The 21,055-nt window shown below is 40.5% G+C and carries 19 protein-coding genes; all 19 read right to left on the bottom strand.

What is annotated here, in order from left to right:
• Positions 1-4: 4 nt before the first annotated feature.
• The 19 genes from fliL to F8B77_RS06615 all read right to left on the bottom strand — a co-directional run bounded on the left by fliL (position 5) and on the right by F8B77_RS06615 (position 21,005).
• A complete protein-coding gene (gene fliL, locus F8B77_RS06705) occupies positions 5-490 on the bottom strand; it encodes a flagellar basal body-associated protein FliL (protein ID WP_151654716.1) in 486 nt (161 codons plus the stop codon).
• Positions 491-556: 66 nt separating this feature from the next.
• Positions 557-1,777: a flagellar hook-length control protein FliK gene (locus F8B77_RS06700; RefSeq protein WP_151654715.1), complete on the bottom strand. Its 1,221-nt coding sequence runs from the start codon at positions 1,775-1,777 to the stop codon at positions 557-559.
• Between the two features lie 166 nt (positions 1,778-1,943).
• Positions 1,944-2,387, bottom strand: coding sequence for a flagellar export protein FliJ (gene fliJ, locus F8B77_RS06695; RefSeq protein WP_130044140.1), 444 nt, complete (start codon positions 2,385-2,387; stop codon positions 1,944-1,946).
• Between the two features lie 56 nt (positions 2,388-2,443).
• Complete coding sequence (gene fliI / locus F8B77_RS06690) at positions 2,444-3,763, bottom strand: flagellar protein export ATPase FliI (RefSeq protein WP_130048989.1); 1,320 nt, start codon at positions 3,761-3,763, stop codon at positions 2,444-2,446.
• Positions 3,764-4,561 carry a flagellar assembly protein FliH gene (gene fliH / locus F8B77_RS06685; RefSeq protein ID WP_151654714.1) on the bottom strand — a complete coding sequence of 266 codons (798 nt, stop codon included), beginning with the start codon at positions 4,559-4,561 and terminating at the stop codon, positions 3,764-3,766.
• 101 nt (positions 4,562-4,662) lie between these two features.
• The gene (gene fliG, locus F8B77_RS06680; RefSeq protein ID WP_151654713.1) at positions 4,663-5,715 is read right to left on the bottom strand and encodes a flagellar motor switch protein FliG; all 1,053 of its coding nucleotides are present in this window, start codon (positions 5,713-5,715) and stop codon (positions 4,663-4,665) included.
• Positions 5,708-7,438 carry a flagellar basal-body MS-ring/collar protein FliF gene (gene fliF, locus F8B77_RS06675; protein WP_151654712.1) on the bottom strand — a complete coding sequence of 577 codons (1,731 nt, stop codon included), beginning with the start codon at positions 7,436-7,438 and terminating at the stop codon, positions 5,708-5,710. Before fliF ends, fliG begins: the two co-directional genes overlap by 8 nt.
• 17 nt (positions 7,439-7,455) lie before the next feature.
• On the bottom strand, positions 7,456-7,767 hold the full coding sequence (fliE, locus tag F8B77_RS06670; RefSeq protein ID WP_060991566.1) for a flagellar hook-basal body complex protein FliE: 312 nt from the start codon (positions 7,765-7,767) through the stop codon (positions 7,456-7,458).
• Positions 7,768-7,866: 99 nt separating this feature from the next.
• Positions 7,867-9,300, bottom strand: a complete 1,434-nt coding sequence (locus F8B77_RS06665) for a sigma-54-dependent transcriptional regulator (protein ID WP_151654779.1) — start codon at positions 9,298-9,300, stop codon at positions 7,867-7,869.
• A gap of 2 nt (positions 9,301-9,302) precedes the next feature.
• A complete protein-coding gene (locus F8B77_RS06660) occupies positions 9,303-10,364 on the bottom strand; it encodes a sensor histidine kinase (protein ID WP_151654711.1) in 1,062 nt (353 codons plus the stop codon).
• Between the two features lie 129 nt (positions 10,365-10,493).
• Complete coding sequence (locus F8B77_RS06655) at positions 10,494-11,975, bottom strand: sigma-54 interaction domain-containing protein (RefSeq protein ID WP_151654710.1); 1,482 nt, start codon at positions 11,973-11,975, stop codon at positions 10,494-10,496.
• 216 nt (positions 11,976-12,191) lie between these two features.
• The gene (gene fliS / locus F8B77_RS06650) at positions 12,192-12,602 is read right to left on the bottom strand and encodes a flagellar export chaperone FliS (RefSeq protein WP_065624088.1); all 411 of its coding nucleotides are present in this window, start codon (positions 12,600-12,602) and stop codon (positions 12,192-12,194) included.
• 15 nt (positions 12,603-12,617) lie between these two features.
• The gene (locus F8B77_RS06645) at positions 12,618-12,908 is read right to left on the bottom strand and encodes a hypothetical protein (protein WP_151654709.1); all 291 of its coding nucleotides are present in this window, start codon (positions 12,906-12,908) and stop codon (positions 12,618-12,620) included.
• 29 nt (positions 12,909-12,937) lie between these two features.
• Complete coding sequence (fliD, locus tag F8B77_RS06640) at positions 12,938-14,905, bottom strand: flagellar filament capping protein FliD (RefSeq protein WP_151654708.1); 1,968 nt, start codon at positions 14,903-14,905, stop codon at positions 12,938-12,940.
• Between the two features lie 23 nt (positions 14,906-14,928).
• The gene (locus F8B77_RS06635) at positions 14,929-15,348 is read right to left on the bottom strand and encodes a flagellar protein FlaG (RefSeq protein WP_151654707.1); all 420 of its coding nucleotides are present in this window, start codon (positions 15,346-15,348) and stop codon (positions 14,929-14,931) included.
• Between the two features lie 124 nt (positions 15,349-15,472).
• On the bottom strand, positions 15,473-16,609 hold the full coding sequence (locus F8B77_RS06630) for a flagellin (protein ID WP_151654706.1): 1,137 nt from the start codon (positions 16,607-16,609) through the stop codon (positions 15,473-15,475).
• Positions 16,610-16,852: 243 nt separating this feature from the next.
• The gene (locus F8B77_RS06625) at positions 16,853-17,980 is read right to left on the bottom strand and encodes a flagellin (RefSeq protein WP_151654705.1); all 1,128 of its coding nucleotides are present in this window, start codon (positions 17,978-17,980) and stop codon (positions 16,853-16,855) included.
• 445 nt (positions 17,981-18,425) lie between these two features.
• Entirely contained in the window at positions 18,426-19,559 is a 1,134-nt protein-coding gene (locus F8B77_RS06620; protein ID WP_151654704.1) for a flagellin, read from the bottom strand.
• Positions 19,560-19,871: 312 nt separating this feature from the next.
• Positions 19,872-21,005, bottom strand: a complete 1,134-nt coding sequence (locus F8B77_RS06615; protein ID WP_151654703.1) for a flagellin — start codon at positions 21,003-21,005, stop codon at positions 19,872-19,874.
• Positions 21,006-21,055: the final 50 nt, after the last annotated feature.

Below are 21,055 nucleotides of genomic sequence, written 5' to 3'. Positions count from 1 at the left end.
GAACCTATTGCATTACAAAGTCAGTAAATAATACTTTTTCAACTACAGGCTTGGCTGTAATTTTAGTAAAGGCATCTTGAATATCACGTGTTGCCTGCTCGCGTAAATCGATTCGACCACGAGGCTCTCTTAATTGCTCAACCGTTGCGGCAGCGAAAGTCGATAATAAAGCACTTTCAATTAAAGGGATGTGTTGTTGTGTAATACTTTCATTATCAATACCACGCATCATCACTTGCACTTTTAATTGTACTAAACGATCACGCTTATCGCCTGTAACATTAAAAATAAATGGCTGAGGTAAGTTTAAGTACAATGCTGGCATTTGAGCTTCTAATGCTGCAATGTCTTGTTCTGTTGCCTCTTCTTTGGTATCTCCCGCTAAGAAGAACCAAGCAGCAGCACCGCCACCCACAAGCAATAATACAATCAATGTGATGATAATAATGAGTTTATTTTTACTTCTAGGTGCATCACCTTGGTTTGCCATTGTATTTCCTCTTGGATAAATCGTTAATTATTATTTTAAAATCATGATGCTTTTTTTTAAAAATTCTTAGGCGTAAAAGCTAATCCCATCATTGGGTTTTGGTACTTGTACGTTAATCTCTTGTTCTTCAGAAAACTCTTCATTAAATCCAGAGCCTTGACGAGAAGACTCTTCTTTCTGATAAGCGTATTGAGATGACTCACCAGAGTTTTGTTGCTGAACTGAGGTATCGGCCAATTGGATCCCTTGCTGAGCAAACATTTCACGTAATCGCGGTAAACTTTGTTCAATAGCATCACGAGCTTGTTGGTTTGATACCGTAAACTGAACCCCTGCACTATCTGCTCCCATGTTTAGGCGAATATGCATACGTCCCATTTCTGGTGGATCTAAACGAATATCAACATGTTTTAAGTTTTTTGCCATCATCATATTAATGCGTTCAGCAACTTCGTCACTGACTTGTTCTTGACGAATATTCAGCGGTGCCATTGCTGGATCCATTTTCTGAGCAGCGGTTGCTTGTTGTGTTGCTGTTACTCCTGATGCCGTCGCTAGCTGCTGAGCAAAACTATCTGTCGTTTTAGCTTCAGTTAGACTCACCGTTTCACCATTAGCAATCTGTGTCATGCCAAGTGCTGAGATATCGATCTTTGCTTTTTTTGCCTCAGCAAGTTTTCCAGCTTCAGCTTTTTCCTTACCGATAAGTGCTGTAGAGGTTAATAATTCTTTGGTTGACTCTTTGTTACCTGATGCCTCACCTTTGCTCTGTGTTTCGCCCTCTACTTGAGTTGGCGATTTAGCACTGCTTCCCCATTGAATCTCTTTTAAAGGGTCCGTTTTTTCAGCTACAGTTTTACTGCTGTTTTTCTCACCTTTAGCAGCAATACTGGCTTGAGTCAGTATCACTTCTGCATCAGTTAGTGGTTCTGAATCGTCAGATGATTCTTTTTTCGCTTCATCTTTTTTATCAACCAACGTGCTATTCGCTTGATCTAAACGAGAGAGTAATTCAGAACCTTGGCTTACTTTTTCTTCTGTTGTTTCTTCTTTTGTTTCAATAGTTTCAGACTCTTTCGATTGTTCAGCCATTTCGCTTTTTTCTACGTCACCTTTTTCGTCTATCGTTGTTTTTTTGGCGTCGTCTTTTTCTTTTAATCCCATGACTTCTTTAAGCTCTTCTACAAAGCCTTCAGATTCTGTTTTTTCTACAGCAGCCGTTTTAGTATCTGTTTTTACTGGTGCGGTTTTATTGATACTGTTTAAGGATAAGTCATGACTGCTCATAGTATATTCTCTACATTGAGTGTGAATTTTTTGACGAGCACTGTAGTGGCCCAACGTTGAATATTTTAAAGCAAATATTAAGCCACTTTTATATTTAGTGTAACGCTGGACAATAAGAAGAAGGGAATTAACTAAAGTAAAGCAATCGAAAAAATAACCAAATTGCCTATTCAGATTTAATTCGTCGGGCAAACTGGAGTGTCGAAAACTCATCCATCATATTTTGCTCTTGTTTATCGAGTTTTTTTTGACGCTCGGTTTTCTTTTTATCGATCATCCATTCGTAAGAGCGACGTTGCTTACGAGTCTCTTGCCAATAGCTTTGACAATTATCCACTTGGGAAGTGAAATGAGACTCTGCACTTTTTTGTTTTGTTAGCGTTTCATCTAACTGCACCAAAAACTTATTTAAATGACTGTATTGGCTCGCAGTAAGACCTTGCTGACCACGCTGTAAAAGTTGATTACAATAATCAAGACGATACTTTTCGATTTGTTTAACTTGCTCATAGAAATTATCCAACTCCGCCTTGGCTTTACTTAATGCCATTACCGCTTGGTTCTCTCTTTCCTGAGATTGTTCTAATAAAAAATCAAAGGTATTACTCATGTTCTTTCTCTATTTATCGTCTTATCCATGCGCACTATTCTCGTACCTTTAACCTGTTAGCCACTTAATAGCATTTTCAACATGCTCTTACACATATCGTATGGCACGCTTTCTTTCATTTTCTGTTGTAGATATTCATCAAGTCGTGGTTTTAATGTAAACGCTTGATCAATAGCCGGATCGGTACCCGGTTTATAAGCGCCGATTGATACCAAATCTTGGTTTTTACGACAAGTAGATAAAATTTGACGAACCACTTTAGACATCAACATATGCTCTTCATCAGTGATTTGTGGCATAACACGACTCACTGATTTTTCAACATCAATCGCTGGATAGTGGCCTGCATCAGCCATTTCACGTGACAATACGATGTGTCCATCCAAAATGGCACGAGAAGCATCAGCAATAGGATCTTGTAAGTCATCCCCTTCAGTCAGAACCGTAAAGAAGGCAGTAATAGACCCTTGGTTTTCGTTACCATTACCCGCTCGTTCAACCAAAGCAGGTAATTTAGCAAATACGGAAGGCGGATAACCTTTGGTTGCAGGTGGTTCACCAACTGACAAGGCAATTTCACGCTGTGCCTGTGCAAAACGTGTCAGTGAATCCATCAATAATAATACGTCTAAACCTTGATCACGGAAGTACTCCGCAATAGTCAGTGCTGTCTGGCAGCCTTTTAATCGCATCAGCGCTGATGAATCGGCAGGCGCTGCGACAACAACTGAACGTTGTCGACCTTCTGGGCCTAAAATCTCTTCAATGAATTCTTTTACTTCTCGCCCACGCTCACCAATCAGACCGACGACAACCACTTGTGCTGTTGTACCACGAGTCATCATGCCAAGTGTTACCGATTTACCCACACCTGAGCCTGCAAATAGACCTAAACGCTGGCCTTTACCAACCGTAAGTAAACCGTTAATGGCTTTTAATCCAACATCAAGTGGTTCTGAAATTGGTTTTCTCGATAATGGGTTAATAGGCTCTGAGGTAAATGACGCGGTTTCTTCAGTATACAACTCTCCAAGACCATCGATAGGATTTCCTACACCATCCACCACTCGACCAAGCAGTTCCATACCAACAGGAATGCCACTACCACCAACAATTGGAGTGACTTTCGCCCCAGGAAGTACGCCAGAGACTTGTTCATTCGGCATTAAAAATAGGTTATCACCTGAAAAACCAACCACTTCTGCTTCTATTTCACCATTGATGGTTTCTACCAAGCAGGAACTGCCAATTGGCGCTCGACATCCTGTGGCTTCTAAGGTTAAGCCAACAACACGTACTAGCTTGCCTGACGCTATAGCTCGTGTGGTTAACCCTGTTGTTTTATATTGAGAAAGGCGTTCAGATAATGGCAGCATTTACTGATTCCCTTGATGACGATTTACACCGCAGAATTTATTTAAAACGGTTTTAATTCGCTCTTCAAGTAAGTAGCTGACTTTTGAATCTGATGCTTGAATATTAATATCACCAAGATTCATTGAAGGCTCGGCAACCAGTGTCCACTGCTTTTGCGCTAACGCTTCTTCGCCATACGCCTCAATCACGCGTTGGTGATCTTCTGGGTTTAATGAAATAGTAATTTCACGTTCAGTAACCGGCAAGGTTTCGACAGATTCACGAACCGTATCAAGTAATACTTGAGGATTGGTTTTTACTTCAACATGAATGACTTCTTTAGTTAGCGCTAATACCATATCGATAAGCTGTTTTTCTACTTGAGAATCAACTAACTCTAATGGCGTTGCAAACTTATCAGCCATTTCAATTAAATGCTGTATACGCTCTTGAATTTCAGCCTGCCCTGCAGCAATACCTTCATCGTAGCCAGCTTGGTAACCTTCTGGTTTTCCTGCCTCAAAACCTTCTGCTTGGCCTTTTTCTAGACCTTCTTTATAACCAAATTCTTGCCCTTGCGTTAACCCTTCATTGTAAGCGCCTTGCTTTATCTGTTCGATAATCTCTTCGGTGAGTACAAATTCTTCAGGCTCTTCTTCTTGAGGAAGTGATGGTGTCCAGCTAGGATCATAATTTAATGCAGTTTCACGAGCTGGCTGGTTAGGATCAGAATAATCAGGGGATTCCCAAATATTAGTTTTTTGTAGCTCACTCTCATCGGTAATTCGAATAAAGCCACGTTTTTTGCTGATACTCATGATAATAACCCGTAAAAAGAAGAAGATTAAAAAGCATAACGGCTATTTAGATTAACTCTTAAATAGCCGTATAATTATAACTCAATGAAGCAAAAAACGTATTATACGAATTCGTCTGCACCGCCAGAAAGCATTAGATCGCCAGAATCGGCCATTCGACGTGCCACTGCCAGAATTTCTTTCTGAGCAGCTTCAACGTCTGCCACACGAACTGGCCCCATCGCTTCAAGATCATCACGCATAAGTTCCGCTGCACGTTTCGACATACACTTAAACATTTTCTCTTTAAGTGCATCATCGGCACCTTTAAGTGCTTTTTGCAGAACTTCTTGTGGAACATCACGCAGTAGCATTTGAATACCTTGGTCTTGTACATCGATAAGATTTTCAAATACAAACATAAGATCTTGGATCTGCGTTGCAGTCTCTTCATCTTGGTCACGGATTTGATCCATCAACATACCTTCAATACTGTTATCTAGGTAGTTCATGATTTCTGCCGCTGCTTTCAGGCCGCCAATTTTCGCCGCTTGTGCGCCAGATTGACCCGCAAACTGTTTCTCCATGATTTCATTTAGCTCAGCAAGTGCTGATGGCTGAACTTCTTCAAGGTGTGCAATACGCATCATAAGATCAAGACGTACACGCTCAGGGAACTGAGATAAAATCTCGGCTGACTGATCAGGATCTAAGTACGATAATACGATAGTTTGGATCTGTGGGTGCTCATTCATGATGATGCTTGCCACTTGACGAGGATCCATCCATTTCAATGAATCCAAGCCTTTAGAACCACTGCCTAGTAGGATTTGGTCGACTAGATTATTTGCTTTATCTTCACCAAGAGCGGCAACCAATGCGTTACGCATAAAGTCTTCACTGCCCATACCGATGCTAGTGTACTTCTGAATGTCTTCTAAGAAAGCACGGTGAATCGCTGACACTTTAATCTGATTTAAATCAGATACGGTTGCCATTGCTGCGCCTACTTTCTGAACCTGCTTTGGTTCTAAGTGACGAATGATACTTGCGGCATCATCCTCACTCAAACTAAGTAGTAAAATGGCAGCACGTTCTGAGCCGGCTAGTGACGAAAGATCAAACTCTTGGTTGGCTTCATCTTTTTTTTCTGCTTCTACAATCTCATTAGCCATTTTCAGATACCCAGTTACGAACCACTTGTGCTGCTAACTCTGGTTCATTTGCTACAAGAGCACGAACCGCTTTTAATAAATCTTCGTCTTTATGCAAGTTTGGTAGATCAATGCCCGAACCAAACTCGAAGCCGTCACCATCCAACTCACTGCCAATTAAGCCCATTTCGCCTTCAACGCCTTCACCTTTCGCAACGGCATCGTCTTCTGCTTGGTTAGGGAACAGCAATTTATTCATTGCTGGGCGAACAAGGATAAGTAGCACAGCAATAATCACTAAAGCGCCAGCTAACCATTTAATCCAGTCGTTGAAGTTTGGATGCTCCCAAATCGGTACATCAATAGTAATTGGTTGCTCTTCAATCGCAAATTTAACGCTTAATACATTTAATAAGTCGCCACGTTGCTCATTTAAACCAACACTACCAATGATGATTTGACGGATCTTTTCAATTTGCTCTGTCGACACTGGTGTATAAGTCACTTCGCCTGTTTCAGGGTTAACACTTTGACTCTCTTTTACGGCAACTGAAACCGTTTGACGTGCGACCGTTCCCGTTTGTTTTCGCTCGTGACTGATGGTTGTATCTAATTCAAAGTTACGTGTTGCTTCTTTATGAACAGAACCTTGACCTAGTACTGAACCATCTTTTAATTCAGCAATATCCTGAGGGATTGCTGAATCTACTGGTGGCTGATTACTTAGGGCTCCCGGAACACCGGCAATCACATTACCATTGTTGTAATCTTCTAATGTGTACTCACTTCGTGTTGATGGTGTTTCCGGGTCAAACTGTTTACGAGTTTGCTCAACAGCACTGAAATCCATGGATACATCAACCTGAGCAGTATAGTTACCCAAGCCTAAAATCGGGATAAGAATCGCATCAATTTTGTCACGTAATGATTGCTCTTGCTTACGTTCTAACTCTTGCTCTTTACGATGCGCAGTTGCCATTGGATCTTGCGTGCCAGAACTCAGTAGGCGACCGTGTTGATCAGTAACAGTAACACGCGTTGGTTTCATTCCTGGAACCGCACTTGCAACCATATCAACAATCGAATCTACTTCTTCTTGTTTTAACATTGCACCCATTCGCATAGTCAAGAATACCGTTGCCGACGCTTCTTGATTATGACGAACAAATACGCTTTGTTTTGGCATTGCAAGTAATACTTGAGCTTTACGAATTGGACGCATTTGCTCAAACGTACTTGCTAATTGACGTTCACGACTTAACTTTAGACGCTCTTGTTCTAAACGCTGTGAAACACCAAATCCCATATCTTGCAGTAAGATATCATCGCCTTCTCCTACTTCTCGGTTTAAACCGGCACGAGAAAGATCAAGCTTCATTTTACTGAATTGAGAAGCGGGAACTAGAATGGTATTACCTTCTAGTTTGTATTCTGCTTTTTGCGAATCAAGGTGATCAAGAACTTGAATTAATTCATCCGTCTCATACGCACCAAGTGGACGCATTTCAGGTTCTTGAACCCAAAAAAACAGCATGACTATTAATGCGACACAGATAGATACAGATAGCACAAGGATAATTTGACGTAATAAATCAAGATTACCCAACGCTGAATCTAACTTCGAGGAACTTTGCTCATCAGTATCTGGATTTTGAACATCCAGTGAATTATCCAACGTCATTGAACTACCGGCGGATACTCCATCAGATACTGCTAAATCTGTGTTTTTATTTTCTTCTGACACGCTTTAATTCCTAGCAATTATACTGGCATATTCATGAGTGCTTTATAAGCATCTACAAGCTTATTACGCACTTGTATTGTGGCATCAAATGCAACACTTGATTTATTACGTGCAATCATTACATCGGATAATGAGACCCCTTCATCACCTCGATCAAAACGCACAGCCAAATCACTTGAGGCTTGTTGTAACCCATTTACGTTATTTACTGCTTTTGCAAACATAGCACTGAAGTCCGCACCGACTTCCTTACCTGTTGCTGGACGCGTTGTATTTGACGCGTCAAGCATCATTGCTTGCATTTCGTCCTGTAAACCACCAATCTTCATTTCTATTCTCCGACCCAGTCAACTAATTGACTTAATTTTACGACCCGAAGTATATAAAGCAATTTACATACCAAAATATCAAAATAGTAACCCCTTGTTTTAACATGGGATGTCTATTCCAGCGTCACGCATCTTAGCTAATTTGTAACGTAATGTTCGTGGGCTAATGCCCAATTTTTCTGCGACATCTTTTCGTTTACCATCACACGCTTTTATCGTTTCAAGGATAATGATAAATTCTTGCTCGCGAAGTTCGCCACCTAGCCCACTAGATGCGATTAAAATCTCACTGTCTTCAGGTAATGGCATTGCAACTGTGTCATTTATTGACGGTGCTTGTTGCTCTGGCTTAATTGTTGGCGCCTCACCACTAACCACTTGTTGTAAACCTCGTGCATCTTCCCAATCAACGCCTTCTAATAAAATATCATCCGCTGTAATTTGGTGTTCTTCTGCCAAAATCAATGCTCGTTGAACCACGTTATCTAGCTCACGTACATTCCCAGGCCAAGGGTAGCTTTCTAGCTTTTGGGTTGCTTGCGCACTAAAACTTGGTACTGGTAGCCCTTGTTTTTGACAATGACGTTCAACAAGATGCAGAGCAATAGGTGCGATATCACCTTTACGCTCTTTAAGCGCAGGCCATGTAATTGGAAATACGTTTAAGCGGTAATATAAATCTTCACGGAAGTTACCTTCTTCTACGTATTTTTTTAAGTCTCGGTTACTGGTCGCCAAGATTCGGACATCAAGCTTAATACTCTTACGGCCACCTAAACGCTCAACTTCTCGTTCTTGAAGTACGCGCAGTAATTTAGCTTGTAGATTAAGATCCATTTCACTGATCTCATCCAATAAGATCGTACCGCCCTGAGCTTGCTCAAACTTACCCGGGCACGCTTGAACCGCGCCAGTAAATGCGCCTTTCTCATAACCAAATAGGGTTGCTTCTAGCATATTGTCTGGAATAGCAGCACAGTTAATCGCTACAAATGGGCCTTCATTACGCTGTGAGTTATTATGGATATAACGAGACATCACTTCTTTGCCTGAACCACTTGGACCAAGCACCATTACATTCGCATCCGTTCTTGCTACTTTATCTGCAAGTTTAAGTAGTTTAAGACTTTTTTCATCCGCAACAATCGCATCTCCCGTTTGCTCGTTTTTAACTGGTGCATAACGACTCACCATGTTTAATAAAACTTCTGGCGCAAATGGCTTCGCCATATAATCAATAGCGCCGTCTTTCATCGCAGAAACCGCATCTTCAATATTGGCATAAGCTGTCATTAGAAGAACAGGTAAATTAGGCCAATTTAGTTTGATGCTACGCAACAATGCTAAACCGCCTATTCCTGCCATTTGAACATCAGAAACAACTATATCTACAGGTTCTTTTTTCAAAATAAGCAACGCGGTTTCTGCGCTATCCGCTTCTACCCATTCGTAACCAGCTAACTCTAAGGTGTCAATCAAGGCTTCGCGTAGGCCTTCATCATCTTCTACGATCAATACTTTACTTTGCGCCATCATTATTCTCCAGATTCTGTTTGAGTTGAGGATTCAACGTAGATTGCTGTTAATGGAATAGACATGGTGAAGCACGCACCATCATCCGGTTCTGAATACAATTCAAGTTGTCCTTTATGTGCTCGACAAACCATTTGAACTACAGCCAAACCAAGACCCGTGCCTTGAGAGCGTGTAGTGAAAAATGGTTCCATAATTTTATCTTGTAATTCAAGTGGGATACCTGGCCCATTGTCTTGTACTGATATTTTCAAATAACCGTTAACCGGTCTAAAGAAAACATCAATTTGGCATTCTTTTCCAATGGCTTGTATCGCATTCATAATCAAGTTACTAATGGCACTGGCAATAGCGTTGGCATTACCCATTAATAAAGTATCTTGCTCTTCTACTTCTAAGTGATAATCCACTTGATTTGATTGCAAAGCGGTTTCTACCATTGGACGATATTCTGCAACAAGCTCTTCAATCGTAAATGATGTAACAACCTTGTTATCGCCACCTTTAGCAAACAACAACATGTCATTCACTTGTTTTTCGAGATCATGTAAACGATCAACCAATTTGGTTTGAAAACGTTTGTGTGTTGCTGCGGGCAAATTGGGGGAACCTAAGTTTGAAGCATAAAGCATCGCACTTGAAAGTGGCGTTCTTACTTGATGAGCAAGGGAAGCAACCATTTTTCCTAACGATGATAAACGCTGTAAATCACTTACTCGTGATTGTAGTAAACGGGTTTCTGTTAAATCGGTAATAAGAATAAGTTGGCCCGTTTCTGAGGCTGAGATGGCTAAACGTACTTTACGTCCATTACGCAATGAGATCTCATGCCCATCGTCTTCTCTTGGATCAAATGAGCGTTGAATGACTTCAAACCAACGTTCACCTAATAATGGGGTACCAAGAAGCTTAATGGCTTCTGGGTTTACTTCACATACAACGCCTTGTGTATCAAGCAATATTACCCCCGCAGGCATAACATCTAATACTTGCTTATAACGTGTATTTTGTTCTTCTACTGTGCCAAGGAGTGAATTGATCTCACTCTCAGAGTTACCTTGCATAATTTGATCCCCGCCAAAACAACAAAAGGGCTAATGCATTTAACATGCCAGCCCTTTTTATCTTTTTAAATCATCAAGTTATATCAAAATAATATCTTTAACGAGTCAATTATTTGTCAGTACAGATTCTTAACGCATATCATCTTTACTTAGATTATATTTACGCATTTTCTCAACTAAAGTCGTTCTACGCATACCTAACATATCAGCAGCACGAGCAACAACTCCTGCCTGCGCTTCAAGCGCTTGGCATATCATATTAACTTCTACATCAGCCAACATCTCCTTTAGATTTAACCCGTCTTCAGGTAAATCATTTGACGTTGGACCAAAGTTTTGATTTGACATTTGAAGAACTCCGCCATCACTAAAGTTAGCAAACATATCTGCTAGTGCGGCTTGTTCTTGCTCTTCAATACTTTGTTTATTGTTATTCTCTGGTTGGAACTCCGGAATATCACTATAACGGTACTTTGTCGGTAAGTGATTCACATCAACCGATTCCCCAGGGAATAAAATCATTAAGCGTTCAATTAGATTTGCTAGCTCACGCACATTACCCGGCCAATGATGCTCCATTAACGAGTTCACAGCACGTGGTGTTAAACGTACACGAGCACTGCCTTCCGCTTCCATTCTCGTTAACAATTCTTGTAATAATAGCGGAATATCTTGCTTTCGCTCACGCAATGCAGGCATTTCGATTGGAAACACATTTAATCGATAATAGAGATCTTCACGGAAAATTCCTTTCTCAATCATCTCATCAAGGTTGCGATGTGTTGCTGCTACAATACGTACATCCGCTTTAATACTTTGATTGCCACCAACACGTTCAAAACAGCGCTCTTGTAATACTCGCAATAGTTTTACTTGCATCGGCATCGGCATATCACCGATTTCATCCAAGAACAGCGTACCGCCTTGAGCCAGTTCAAAACGACCTTTACGTGCTGTTATTGCACCAGTAAAAGCCCCTTTTTCATGACCAAACAACTCACTTTCAAGAAGGTCTGGTGGAATCGCACCACAGTTTACAGGCACAAATGGGCCTTTACGACGCGGTGAATGATAATGAAGATTTCGTGCAACGACTTCTTTACCCGTACCTGACTCACCTAAAACAAGAACACTTGCTTCAGTGCCAGAGACTTGCTCAATTAAGTGACGAACTGTGCTGATCGCTGGACTTTGCCCAACCATGCTACGGAATAAGGTAATTTTACGCCCAAGCTGAGGTACACCTAAACCACGGCGTCCCATAAACTCTTGGCAATGACGTAACGCATCTGTCAATTGAGGGTAATTCACCGGTTGATTTAATTCACCAACATAGTTCGTCAAATCCTCAAGATCATATACAGCGCCCGTAAGCATAATAATAGGGATATGATTATTAGTAATTAAGGATTTTTTGATTAGTTCTTTTTGTGAACTATCTGTCACGTTACCTAAAAAACAGGCACTCCAAGGATCATTCCAATCAAAAGTAGACAGTTCTGAAGTCGAAATGGCATGACAATGCTCACCGATAAACTCAAGAATGATCTTAAGGTTATGACGGTTTTGCTCGTCATCTTCAATAATTAGTGTCTTTGCTAAACCTTGCATAGATGTGTTATGTGCCTTAATTCTTTGATTTAAGTGGCCTATTCATTGAACAGCAACGAAATTATATCGCCATTTTATAGCATAAGAAAAATAAGGCAACTATGACTGCCAATAAAACGACAGTCATACTGTAAATGAGAGGTTAATATAAAAAATCAAAAATAAACTTGATTAATAAAACTAATTGTCTTTTATACCAAATTACGTGAAGTGAACTTAAATACCAACTTGGTCTGCAGTAAGGTTATGGAATTCTGCCGGAATTTGATCCCATGCTGATTTGATCTCACGCAGCATCTCAACAACGTCATCAATAGCTTGACCATCGTTATTTTGATTTGCATGAGAGATCTGACGGATCATGAAGTCATACAAAGAATCAAGATTACTTGCAATGTCACCACCATCATCCATTGAAAGGCAAGAACGTAAACTGATCACAATATCCAATGCTTTACCAAGACGTTCGCCTTTTACAGGAGTATTACCTTGCTGCATTGCTGCTTTACCTTGGATTAAACGCTCAATCGCGCCAGCCATTAGCATTTGAATTACCTTATGAGGTGATGCAGCACTTAATTGGCTATCAATTGATACCTTCTTATATGCTTGTAGTGAACCTCTCATTGTATTTCCTCAGTATTATTGAAATTTTCTATAAAGTTGAACCGACTTTTGTCCATGATTCAATTTTTGATAATCTGTAGCAAATTGCTGTCCTAATTGACTCATTTCATCAACGATCAATTGAGTTCTTACAATTGCGCTTTGCCATTCAGTGGAATGCACTATTTCTGACACTTGCATACACTGATGCAAAAGTTGTTCCCGATTTGATAAAAATATAGCCAACTGTTCAAAATTAATATCATCTTCACGATATAAACCTTGTAACTCTTGATCCAGTTTTTCTAATTGCTGTATTAATATCATTGAAAACACCTAATCATCACGGGTACTCATTAACCTAACGCGTTCATCATTCCTGACAACTGAGCTTTCATTTTCCCAGTAACGTCCTGCATATTGGCAAACTTATTTCTAGTTCGTTCTTGTAAACTCTCCATACGACGATCTAAATCCACTTGTTGGTCATTTAAGCGGTAATTTTGATCTCGCATCGTATTCATTCTGGTACGAATTGGGCCTGTTACCCCTGTCATACTCTGAATTACGTCTTCAATTTTTTTAGCAAAACCTTTCGAACCACCAAAAAATGTATGCAATTGAGCAAAATTTTCATTCAATTGTCGATCAAGCATCGTATGGTTTATTTCTAACGTCCCCTGACGAGTGGTCGAAATACCCAGTTCAATAAGTGTTTTTACATCTTTTGGTGCTGATTCGACTGGTGCCACAAAAGCAGATTTCAAACGAGATTCAGCAGATCGAACAACACTATCACCAGCAAGAGGACCACTTTGGCCAGTTGCCGGGTCAAAACCACTCAGTGCTTGAGTTGTTTCGTAAAACTGATTATAGGTAGTAACAAATTGTTCAATCGCGGCTTTTACGCCATCTCTATCAAACTGCACATCAAGCTCCACACGCTTACTTGCTTCTGCTGTCGTACCTTTTAAAGTGATGTCTACGCCATGAACCGCATCTTGAATCACATTGGTATCACTGCTTATTCGAGCAACGCCATCTAATACTACTTTTGCACTGCTTGCTGTTTGCACTTCTTGAAGGCCAGAATACAACGGTTTACGTGGGCCTTCAGGCTTAATTGCCGCTACGACTTTTTCAATCGGTTCTAATTTTTCTTTTGCTATTTCTTTAATTGTCGGCGGTAGCTGTTCAATTTTTTCTTTCGCTATTTCAACCAATTCTTTTTTAGGTGCGACTTGAGGTGCTTCATAAGTAATGCCTGCAGCTTGAAAAACAACATCTGCCGTTTGACCGATTTCAGCTAAGGCTTCTGCTGCATCTTTATCGCCTTGCTTTGCGGCTTTAGCTAACTCGATCTTTTCATCTTCACTTGGCAATGCCGCTTGCAGGGTACCTGCTGTGCGCTCACTCCATCCTGACATGCCCGATGTTGGATCGGTAGGGTCTTCTAATGTCGATAATGCAGCTGTTGCTTCTTGTTGAAGCATGATCTCTTTTGCCGCTTTTTCTTCTCGCGCTAATTCACGATTGGCATAATCAATAAGCGGCTTAAAGTACGCGTATTTTTCTTTATCACTTAATTCAGGAACCTCTTGTGCCGTTATTGGCTCTTGCACTTGCTGAGCGGCAATTTCTGGTACATTTTGATATTCAAGCAAGGTTGGAATATCAAATTTTGTTGATACCGTAGGATCAAAATTAGGATTAAAAGCAAGGCGATGCAGCTGATTATTGTATTCAGCATCGACTTCAATTTTAACTTTATGACTTTCGCCTGGTTTATCAGAGGCGAGAATAAGACGTGACCCACCATCGTCCTTAACGATAGAGGCTTGCACACCAGGGTTAGACGGTGCGCCATTAATTTGTCTTAACAGATCGGTGATTTTGTTATTTTTACCAATAATTTCAATGGTGAATTCTTTATCGCCTAATGAAATATCTAATTTACCTGGACCAAATTTAGCATCATCACGGATTGGCGATGAAGCTAGTTTTTGAGCTTGAGCTAATTGTAAAACATCAATTGTGTATCGACCCGCTAAGGCTTCTGGCGTTGCCGTCGCACTGACTACTTCATCATCACTGCTTGAAATAGTTCGAGATGCAAACGTATCCTCTTGGCGAAACGTCGACATGAGATTTTTCATGGTATCTAACGATTCTTGCAGACGGCCATAACCACTGATATTCATGTCTATATCTGAACGTTCACGGTCGATGCGTTGCTGCTTTGGTAAGCGCTCGCTTTCAACTATTTTGCTCACCATAGAATTAATATCTAGGCCACCACCCATCCCCATCGGGCTCATACTCATGAAGCATTTTCCTCAATTAACGATTATATCTTCTCAGCTATTAATCCAGACGCACTGGCAGCTAATTCTCTAGCAACTTGCAACATTTTTTCATCGGGGATCTGACGGATGATATCACCAGAGCTAACCTCTATAACGGTAATAACCTGCCGCCCTGATTCTTCATCTAGATGAAATGATAATCCTCGATCCATGCTTTTAACGTATTCATTCAGCTCTTTTACTGCTTGATAAAGTTCTTCTTTCTTTTTCGTTTCAAGCTTTTGCTCTGCTTCTATCACGATAGCTTGGCTTTGCGTCATTGCTTCTGACGGTTCAGTTTTTGCTGTTTTATTTGGGGCATTAACAGATAATGTTGGCTGCACATTAGAACTAGCAATTTGCGTGCCGTTATTTGAGGATGGAGAGGGCAGGATTGATGAAGATACAGATGATGGATTCATAGTATTTTCCTCCTAATACGAAAAAAGACAGCAGGAGAGCGGCCCGGCTGTCATATTTAAGTAAGTGGGTTGACGATGAAGCCGCCCACCTACCTATTTAAGTATTATCAATTAATCGAGTGGATTAACGTAATAGACCTAGAGCAGCGTTTGGCGCTTGCTTAGCTTGAGCTAAGATAGAAGAGCTTGCTTGCTGTAGGATTTGAGCTTTAGTCATTTCAGTTGTTTCTTTCGCGAAATCAACGTCTTTGATTTGGCTCTTAGCAGCAGAAACGTTTTCGTTAATGTTGTCTAAGTTGTTGATTGTATGACCCATACGGTTTTGAGCAGCACCTAGCTCAGAGCGGTGGCTATCAACAAATTTCATTGCTGCATCAACAACTGCTACTGCGTCTTGAGAACCAGCTACCGTTGTAACGTCGATGTTACCAACTGTTTTTTGAGCTTGAACAGCGTCAGACATACCAGTTTCGTTAGCTAGAGCACCAGAGAATTCGATTTCGCCTTCGATTGTGCCTTTAGCTGCAAATACTTGCAGTTTGCCATCTTCACCAACAGAAGCGCTAACTTTATCAGTTTGGCCGTTGATGTAAGTTGCTACTTCTTCAATATCGTCACCAGCTTTAGCTGTGATTGATACAGATTGTTCTTCACCAGACTTGTCTGTGAAAGAAATTGTCATTTCTGCATCTTTACCAGCAGTCCAACCCGCAGCAACACCTTCTTTCGCTGTGAAAGATTGGCCACCCATGTTTGCTTCGTCAGCACGTAGGTTGTTCAGTGTAAGCATTACCGCTTCACCAGAATCAGCACCAACTTGGAAAGATTTAGTACCGAAGTTACCGTTAAGTAGGCGTGTACCACCAAAAGAAGTTGTTTCTGCGATACGGTTCATTTCATCAGAAAGAGCCGTTACTTCTTGTTGGATCGCGCTACGGTCAGCGTCTGTGTTTGAACCATTTGACGATTGCAGTGCTAGGTCACGTACACGAGAAAGGATGTTTGAAGTCTCTTTCATTGCGCCTTCAGCAGTTTGCATCATAGAGATACCATCGTTTGCGTTACGAACCGCTACGTCTAGACCACGAGTTTGCGTGTTTAGACGGTTAGAGATTTGTAGGCCAGCTGCATCATCTTTAGCACTGTTGATTTTGCTACCAGAAGACAGACGCTCCATTGATTGGTTAACGTCAGATGTTGCGCTGTTTAAGTAACGCTGTGCAGTCATTGCTGATACGTTAGTATTTACTGTAATAGACATAAATAGATCTCCTAAGGAAAATTGTACAACAGTGGTTTGGTCTCATCCTCCAAACCAGCTATTGATTCTCACATATATTTATAAAGCGTATCTCTATGCACTTTGTAGACTCTCACCTCTACAAAATACATGCGGAATGCCTAAATTAATTTTAAAAAGTAAGTCAGACTTACTTATGACCTGTTGGGAAGGAACTTAGCGTGTCGCATAAATTCCCATTCTCACAAGTATTTACTATGCTGATTAGCCCAACAGGCCTAATGCTGCATTTGGTGCCTGCTTAGCTTGAGCTAGAATTGAAGAGCTCGCTTGTTGCAGGATTTGAGCTTTCGTCATTGCCGTCGTTTCTTTAGCAAAATCAACATCTTTGATTTGGCTGTTAGACGCATTAACGTTCTCATTAATATTTTCTAAGTTGTTGATAGCGTGGCCAAAGCGGTTTTGGAAAGCACCTAGGTCTGCACGATTTGAGTCAACGTATTCCATCGCTGAATCAAGGATAGCAACCGCTTTTTGTGAACCTCCAACAGTAGTTACATCGATGCTTTTCACTGTATCGGCAACTTTATTGCCCATACCTAGTTCATTGCTTAGTGAACCACTAAACTCAATGTCTGTTGCTTCTGCTGCTGCGAATACTTGCAGCTTGCCATCTTCAGTAACCGATGCATTGATTGCGTTGCTTTGACCATTGATGTAAGTCGCTACTTCTTCAATATCATCGCCTGCTTTTGCATTGATTGAGATCTTTTGTTCTTTGCCTTCTTTATCGACAAAGTTCATTGTAAATTCTGTGTTTTCTGCATCTACTTTCCAGTTTGCATCTTTACCTTCGGTCGCTGAGTAAGTGTGACCACCCATTGCCGTTGTATCAGAGCGCATGTTATTCAACGTTAGCATTACCGCTTCACCTGAATCCGCACCGATTTGGAAAGATTTAGTACCAAATTGACCGTTAAGTAAGCGTGAGCCTCCGAACGATGTTGTTTCTGCAATACGGTTTAATTCGTCATTCAAAGCAACCACTTCTTCTTGAATCGCTGTACGGTCTGCATGTGTATTTGAACCGTTCGCTGATTGAAGTGATAAATCACGCATACGTTGAAGGATGTTCGTTGTTTCGTTCATCGCACCTTCAGCGGTTTGCGCCATTGAGATACCATCATTTGCATTTCGAACTGCTACATCCAAACCACGAGTTTGAGATGTTAAACGGTTAGAAATTTGTAGACCTGCCGCATCATCTTTTGCACTGTTAATTTTAAAACCAGAAGACAAACGCTCCATTGAGCTGTTTAAGTCATTCGTTGCGCTGTTTAGGTAACGCTGTGCTGTCATTGCTGATACGTTTGTGTTTACATTGATAGACATATTTTATTTCTCCACTTTGGTTCCGAATCACTCCGCTCCTGGACCGGAAACCGTATTATTCATCGTTGATACTTAACTTAGCGACCTAGTTTCAAATTACTTTAGAAAAACTTTTAATTTTTTAAGTTTTTCTTTTGTAAGCATTTTAAAAAATCTCAGTCGTAATGCCTTGTAATTAAGTTATCGCTCGCGATCGAAAACTCTTTAGAAAAAAAGATAAAAAAAATGAAATAAATTTAAATGAAAGGTAAAACGAGAGGAAGATCGCTATAAATAGATATAAACAGAAAGATATCGCTTAATTTTTACACAACAAAAACCAAAGTTAATCCAATATATGGCATTTCATTTTAATTAATGTATAAAAAAAGCCGAGGAAAACCCCGGCTTTGGCATAGTGTGAGAGCACTACTACCTTAGAAGTTTCTTTAATTAGCCAATATAATTAGCGTAATAGGCCAAGAGCAGCATTAGGCGCCTGCTTAGCTTGAGCTAAAATAGATGAACTTGCTTGCTGAAGGATTTGAGCTTTAGTCATCTCAGTCGTTTCTTTAGCAAAATCGACATCTTTAATTCGACTATTTGATGCTGATACATTTTCATTAATGTTATCTAGATTATTAATAGCATGGCTAAAGCGATTTTGGAATGCACCAAGATCTGCACGGTTAGAATCAACAAACTGCATTGCTGCATCTAGAATTGCAACGGCCTTTTGTGAACCACCAACAGTCGTTACATCAATGCTTTTTACGGTTTCAGCCTGAGCTGTACCCATATTTAATTCGCTAGCTAGAGAACCACCGAAGCTCACCTCTCCTTGAACTTTATCATTAGAGGTAACAATTTGAAGCTCACCCTTTTCTGATACAGAGGCATTAATTGAATCTGTTTGACCATTAATATACGTAGCCACTTGTTCGATATCATCGCCAGCTATCGCATTAATCGTTAATTCTTTCTCTTCACCGGCTTTGTTTAAAAACGACACGGTTAGTTCTGATTTCTCAGCATTTACAGACCAATCTGCACCCAACCCTGTTTCTGCTTTATAGCTTATTCCACCCATTGATGCAGAATCTGAACGCATGTTATTTAAACTAAGCATTACCGCTTCACCAGAATCAGCACCGATTTGGAAAGACTTTGTACCAAACTGACCATTAAGAAGGCGAGAGCCACCAAATGAAGTCGTTTCTGCAATTCGGTTTAACTCGTCATTAAGCGCGCCAACTTCTTGTTGAATTGCTTCACGATCAGCAGAAGTGTTTGAACCGTTAGAAGACTGAAGTGATAAATCACGCATACGCTGTAAGATATTTGTCGATTCGTTCATCGCACCTTCAGCCGTTTGTGCAATAGAAATACCATCATTTGCATTACGGACAGCAACATCTAAACCACGAGATTGAGAAGTTAAGCGATTTGAAATTTGTAGGCCTGCGGCATCATCCTTCGCACTGTTAATTTTAAAGCCAGAAGAGAGACGTTCCATTGATTTATTAACGCCATCCGTTGCATTGTTCAAGTAACGCTGAGCAGTCATTGCTGATACATTAGTATTTACTGTAATCGACATAGTGGTATCTCCGTTTAGTTTTCCGATTGTTTTCCGTAGTTCGGAAAACTGAGCTTTATTATTTGGAACTAACGACGTTGCCATTAGTGCCTGATACTTAGCTTAGCGACGGTTAAAAATAAACCTTTATGCTTTTTTTTATAAAATTATTGATTACTTAATGAACTATGACTGCGCTTCAAACTTTTCAATATTTGACGGAAAAATAACTAAAGTTTTTACCATTTCGTCCAAGAAAAGCACCTTCTACTTTTTTTAGGTGAAAAAAAACCAGCTTTCGCTGGTTTCTTACTATATAAACGAACCGATTTATTAACCTAGTAACTTCAGTGCAATATCAGGCGCTTGTTTAGCTTGAACGAGTACCGTTGAGCTTACTTGCTGTAAGATTTGTGCTTTCATCATCTCAACCGTTTCTTTTGCAAAATCAGTATTTTCAATACGACTGTTTGATGCCGAGATATTTTCATTAATATTATTTAAATTATTAATCGCATGTCCAAAACGATTCTGGAACGCACCTAATGTTGCACGTTCTTTATCGACAAATCCCATGGCGGCATCTAACGTTGCTATTGCTTTTTGAGAACCGCCTACCGTTGTTAAATCCAAATCATTCACGGTATCAAATACAGCACCGCCAATAGCCAATTCCGCAGATAATGAGCCGCCAAAGGTCACCGCACTTGAGACTAGATCTCCGGCAGTAAATAACTGCAACTGACCTTTTTCATCCACGGATGCTTGAACGGTATCATTCTGCCCATTGATGTAAGTGGCTAACTCTTCAATATCATCGCCAGCTTTCGCCTCTATCGTAATCTCTTGAGCTTTTCCATTTTCATCAGCAAATGACATTGTTAACGTTTGCCCGCCTTCTGGTACTGTCCAACCTTTGTTCAGCTGGTTTTGAGAGGTGTAATGAAAGCCCCCCATTGCTAAGGTGTCAGAACGCATACTACCAAGCGTTAATTGCACCGCTTCACCTGCATTAGCACCAATCTGAAAGGTTGATGTTCCAAATTGACCATTCAATAAACGGCGCCCACCAAAAGAGGTGGTTTCTGCAATACGATTTAATTCATCATTTAAAGCATCCGCTTCTTCTTGTATTGCCTGGCGATCTTGTAAAGAGTTAGAGCCATTTGATGACTGTAGTGCTAAATCACGCATACGCTGAAGAATGTTAGTACTTTCATTCATCGCCCCTTCCGCCGTTTGGGCAATAGAAATACCATCATTAGCATTACGAACCGCCACATCCAAACCACTCATTTGTGATTTTAAACGGTTTGATATCTGCAAACCTGCCGCATCATCCTTCGCACTATTAATTCGACTTCCTGAGGAAAGACGCTCCATAGACTGGTTTAGATGCTCCGTCGCTTGATTCAAATATCGTTGTGTCGTCATGGCAGACACATTGGTGTTGACTGTCACTGTCATAATGCTCTCTTAATTAAAATAGCTATTCGCTGATATAGGAAAATAGACTC

Origin of the sequence: Aliivibrio finisterrensis (assembly GCF_008933155.1) — a bacterium.
Lineage (GTDB): Bacteria > Pseudomonadota > Gammaproteobacteria > Enterobacterales > Vibrionaceae > Aliivibrio > Aliivibrio finisterrensis.
Note: the sequence above shows the minus strand (reverse complement) of the source record. Positions and strands in the feature narration are given on the sequence as shown.

What these genes read in the sequence shown, in the direction of transcription:
- fliL (WP_151654716.1), bottom strand. Translation starts at nt 490, where the DNA reads ATGGCAAACCAAGGTGATGCACCTAGAAGTAAAAATAAACTCATTATT.
- F8B77_RS06700 (WP_151654715.1), bottom strand. Translation starts at nt 1,777, where the DNA reads ATGAGCAGTCATGACTTATCCTTAAACAGTATCAATAAAACCGCACCA.
- fliJ (WP_130044140.1), bottom strand. Translation starts at nt 2,387, where the DNA reads ATGAGTAATACCTTTGATTTTTTATTAGAACAATCTCAGGAAAGAGAG.
- fliI (WP_130048989.1), bottom strand. Translation starts at nt 3,763, where the DNA reads ATGCTGCCATTATCTGAACGCCTTTCTCAATATAAAACAACAGGGTTA.
- fliH (WP_151654714.1), bottom strand. Translation starts at nt 4,561, where the DNA reads ATGAGTATCAGCAAAAAACGTGGCTTTATTCGAATTACCGATGAGAGT.
- fliG (WP_151654713.1), bottom strand. Translation starts at nt 5,715, where the DNA reads ATGGCTAATGAGATTGTAGAAGCAGAAAAAAAAGATGAAGCCAACCAA.
- fliE (WP_060991566.1), bottom strand. Translation starts at nt 7,767, where the DNA reads ATGAAGATTGGTGGTTTACAGGACGAAATGCAAGCAATGATGCTTGAC.
- F8B77_RS06665 (WP_151654779.1), bottom strand. Translation starts at nt 9,300, where the DNA reads ATGGCGCAAAGTAAAGTATTGATCGTAGAAGATGATGAAGGCCTACGC.
- F8B77_RS06660 (WP_151654711.1), bottom strand. Translation starts at nt 10,364, where the DNA reads ATGCAAGGTAACTCTGAGAGTGAGATCAATTCACTCCTTGGCACAGTA.
- F8B77_RS06655 (WP_151654710.1), bottom strand. Translation starts at nt 11,975, where the DNA reads ATGCAAGGTTTAGCAAAGACACTAATTATTGAAGATGACGAGCAAAAC.
- fliS (WP_065624088.1), bottom strand. Translation starts at nt 12,602, where the DNA reads ATGAGAGGTTCACTACAAGCATATAAGAAGGTATCAATTGATAGCCAA.
- F8B77_RS06645 (WP_151654709.1), bottom strand. Translation starts at nt 12,908, where the DNA reads ATGATATTAATACAGCAATTAGAAAAACTGGATCAAGAGTTACAAGGT.
- fliD (WP_151654708.1), bottom strand. Translation starts at nt 14,905, where the DNA reads ATGAGTATGAGCCCGATGGGGATGGGTGGTGGCCTAGATATTAATTCT.
- F8B77_RS06635 (WP_151654707.1), bottom strand. Translation starts at nt 15,348, where the DNA reads ATGAATCCATCATCTGTATCTTCATCAATCCTGCCCTCTCCATCCTCA.
- F8B77_RS06630 (WP_151654706.1), bottom strand. Translation starts at nt 16,609, where the DNA reads ATGTCTATTACAGTAAATACTAACGTATCAGCAATGACTGCACAGCGT.
- F8B77_RS06625 (WP_151654705.1), bottom strand. Translation starts at nt 17,980, where the DNA reads ATGTCTATCAATGTAAACACAAACGTATCAGCAATGACAGCACAGCGT.
- F8B77_RS06620 (WP_151654704.1), bottom strand. Translation starts at nt 19,559, where the DNA reads ATGTCGATTACAGTAAATACTAATGTATCAGCAATGACTGCTCAGCGT.
- F8B77_RS06615 (WP_151654703.1), bottom strand. Translation starts at nt 21,005, where the DNA reads ATGACAGTGACAGTCAACACCAATGTGTCTGCCATGACGACACAACGA.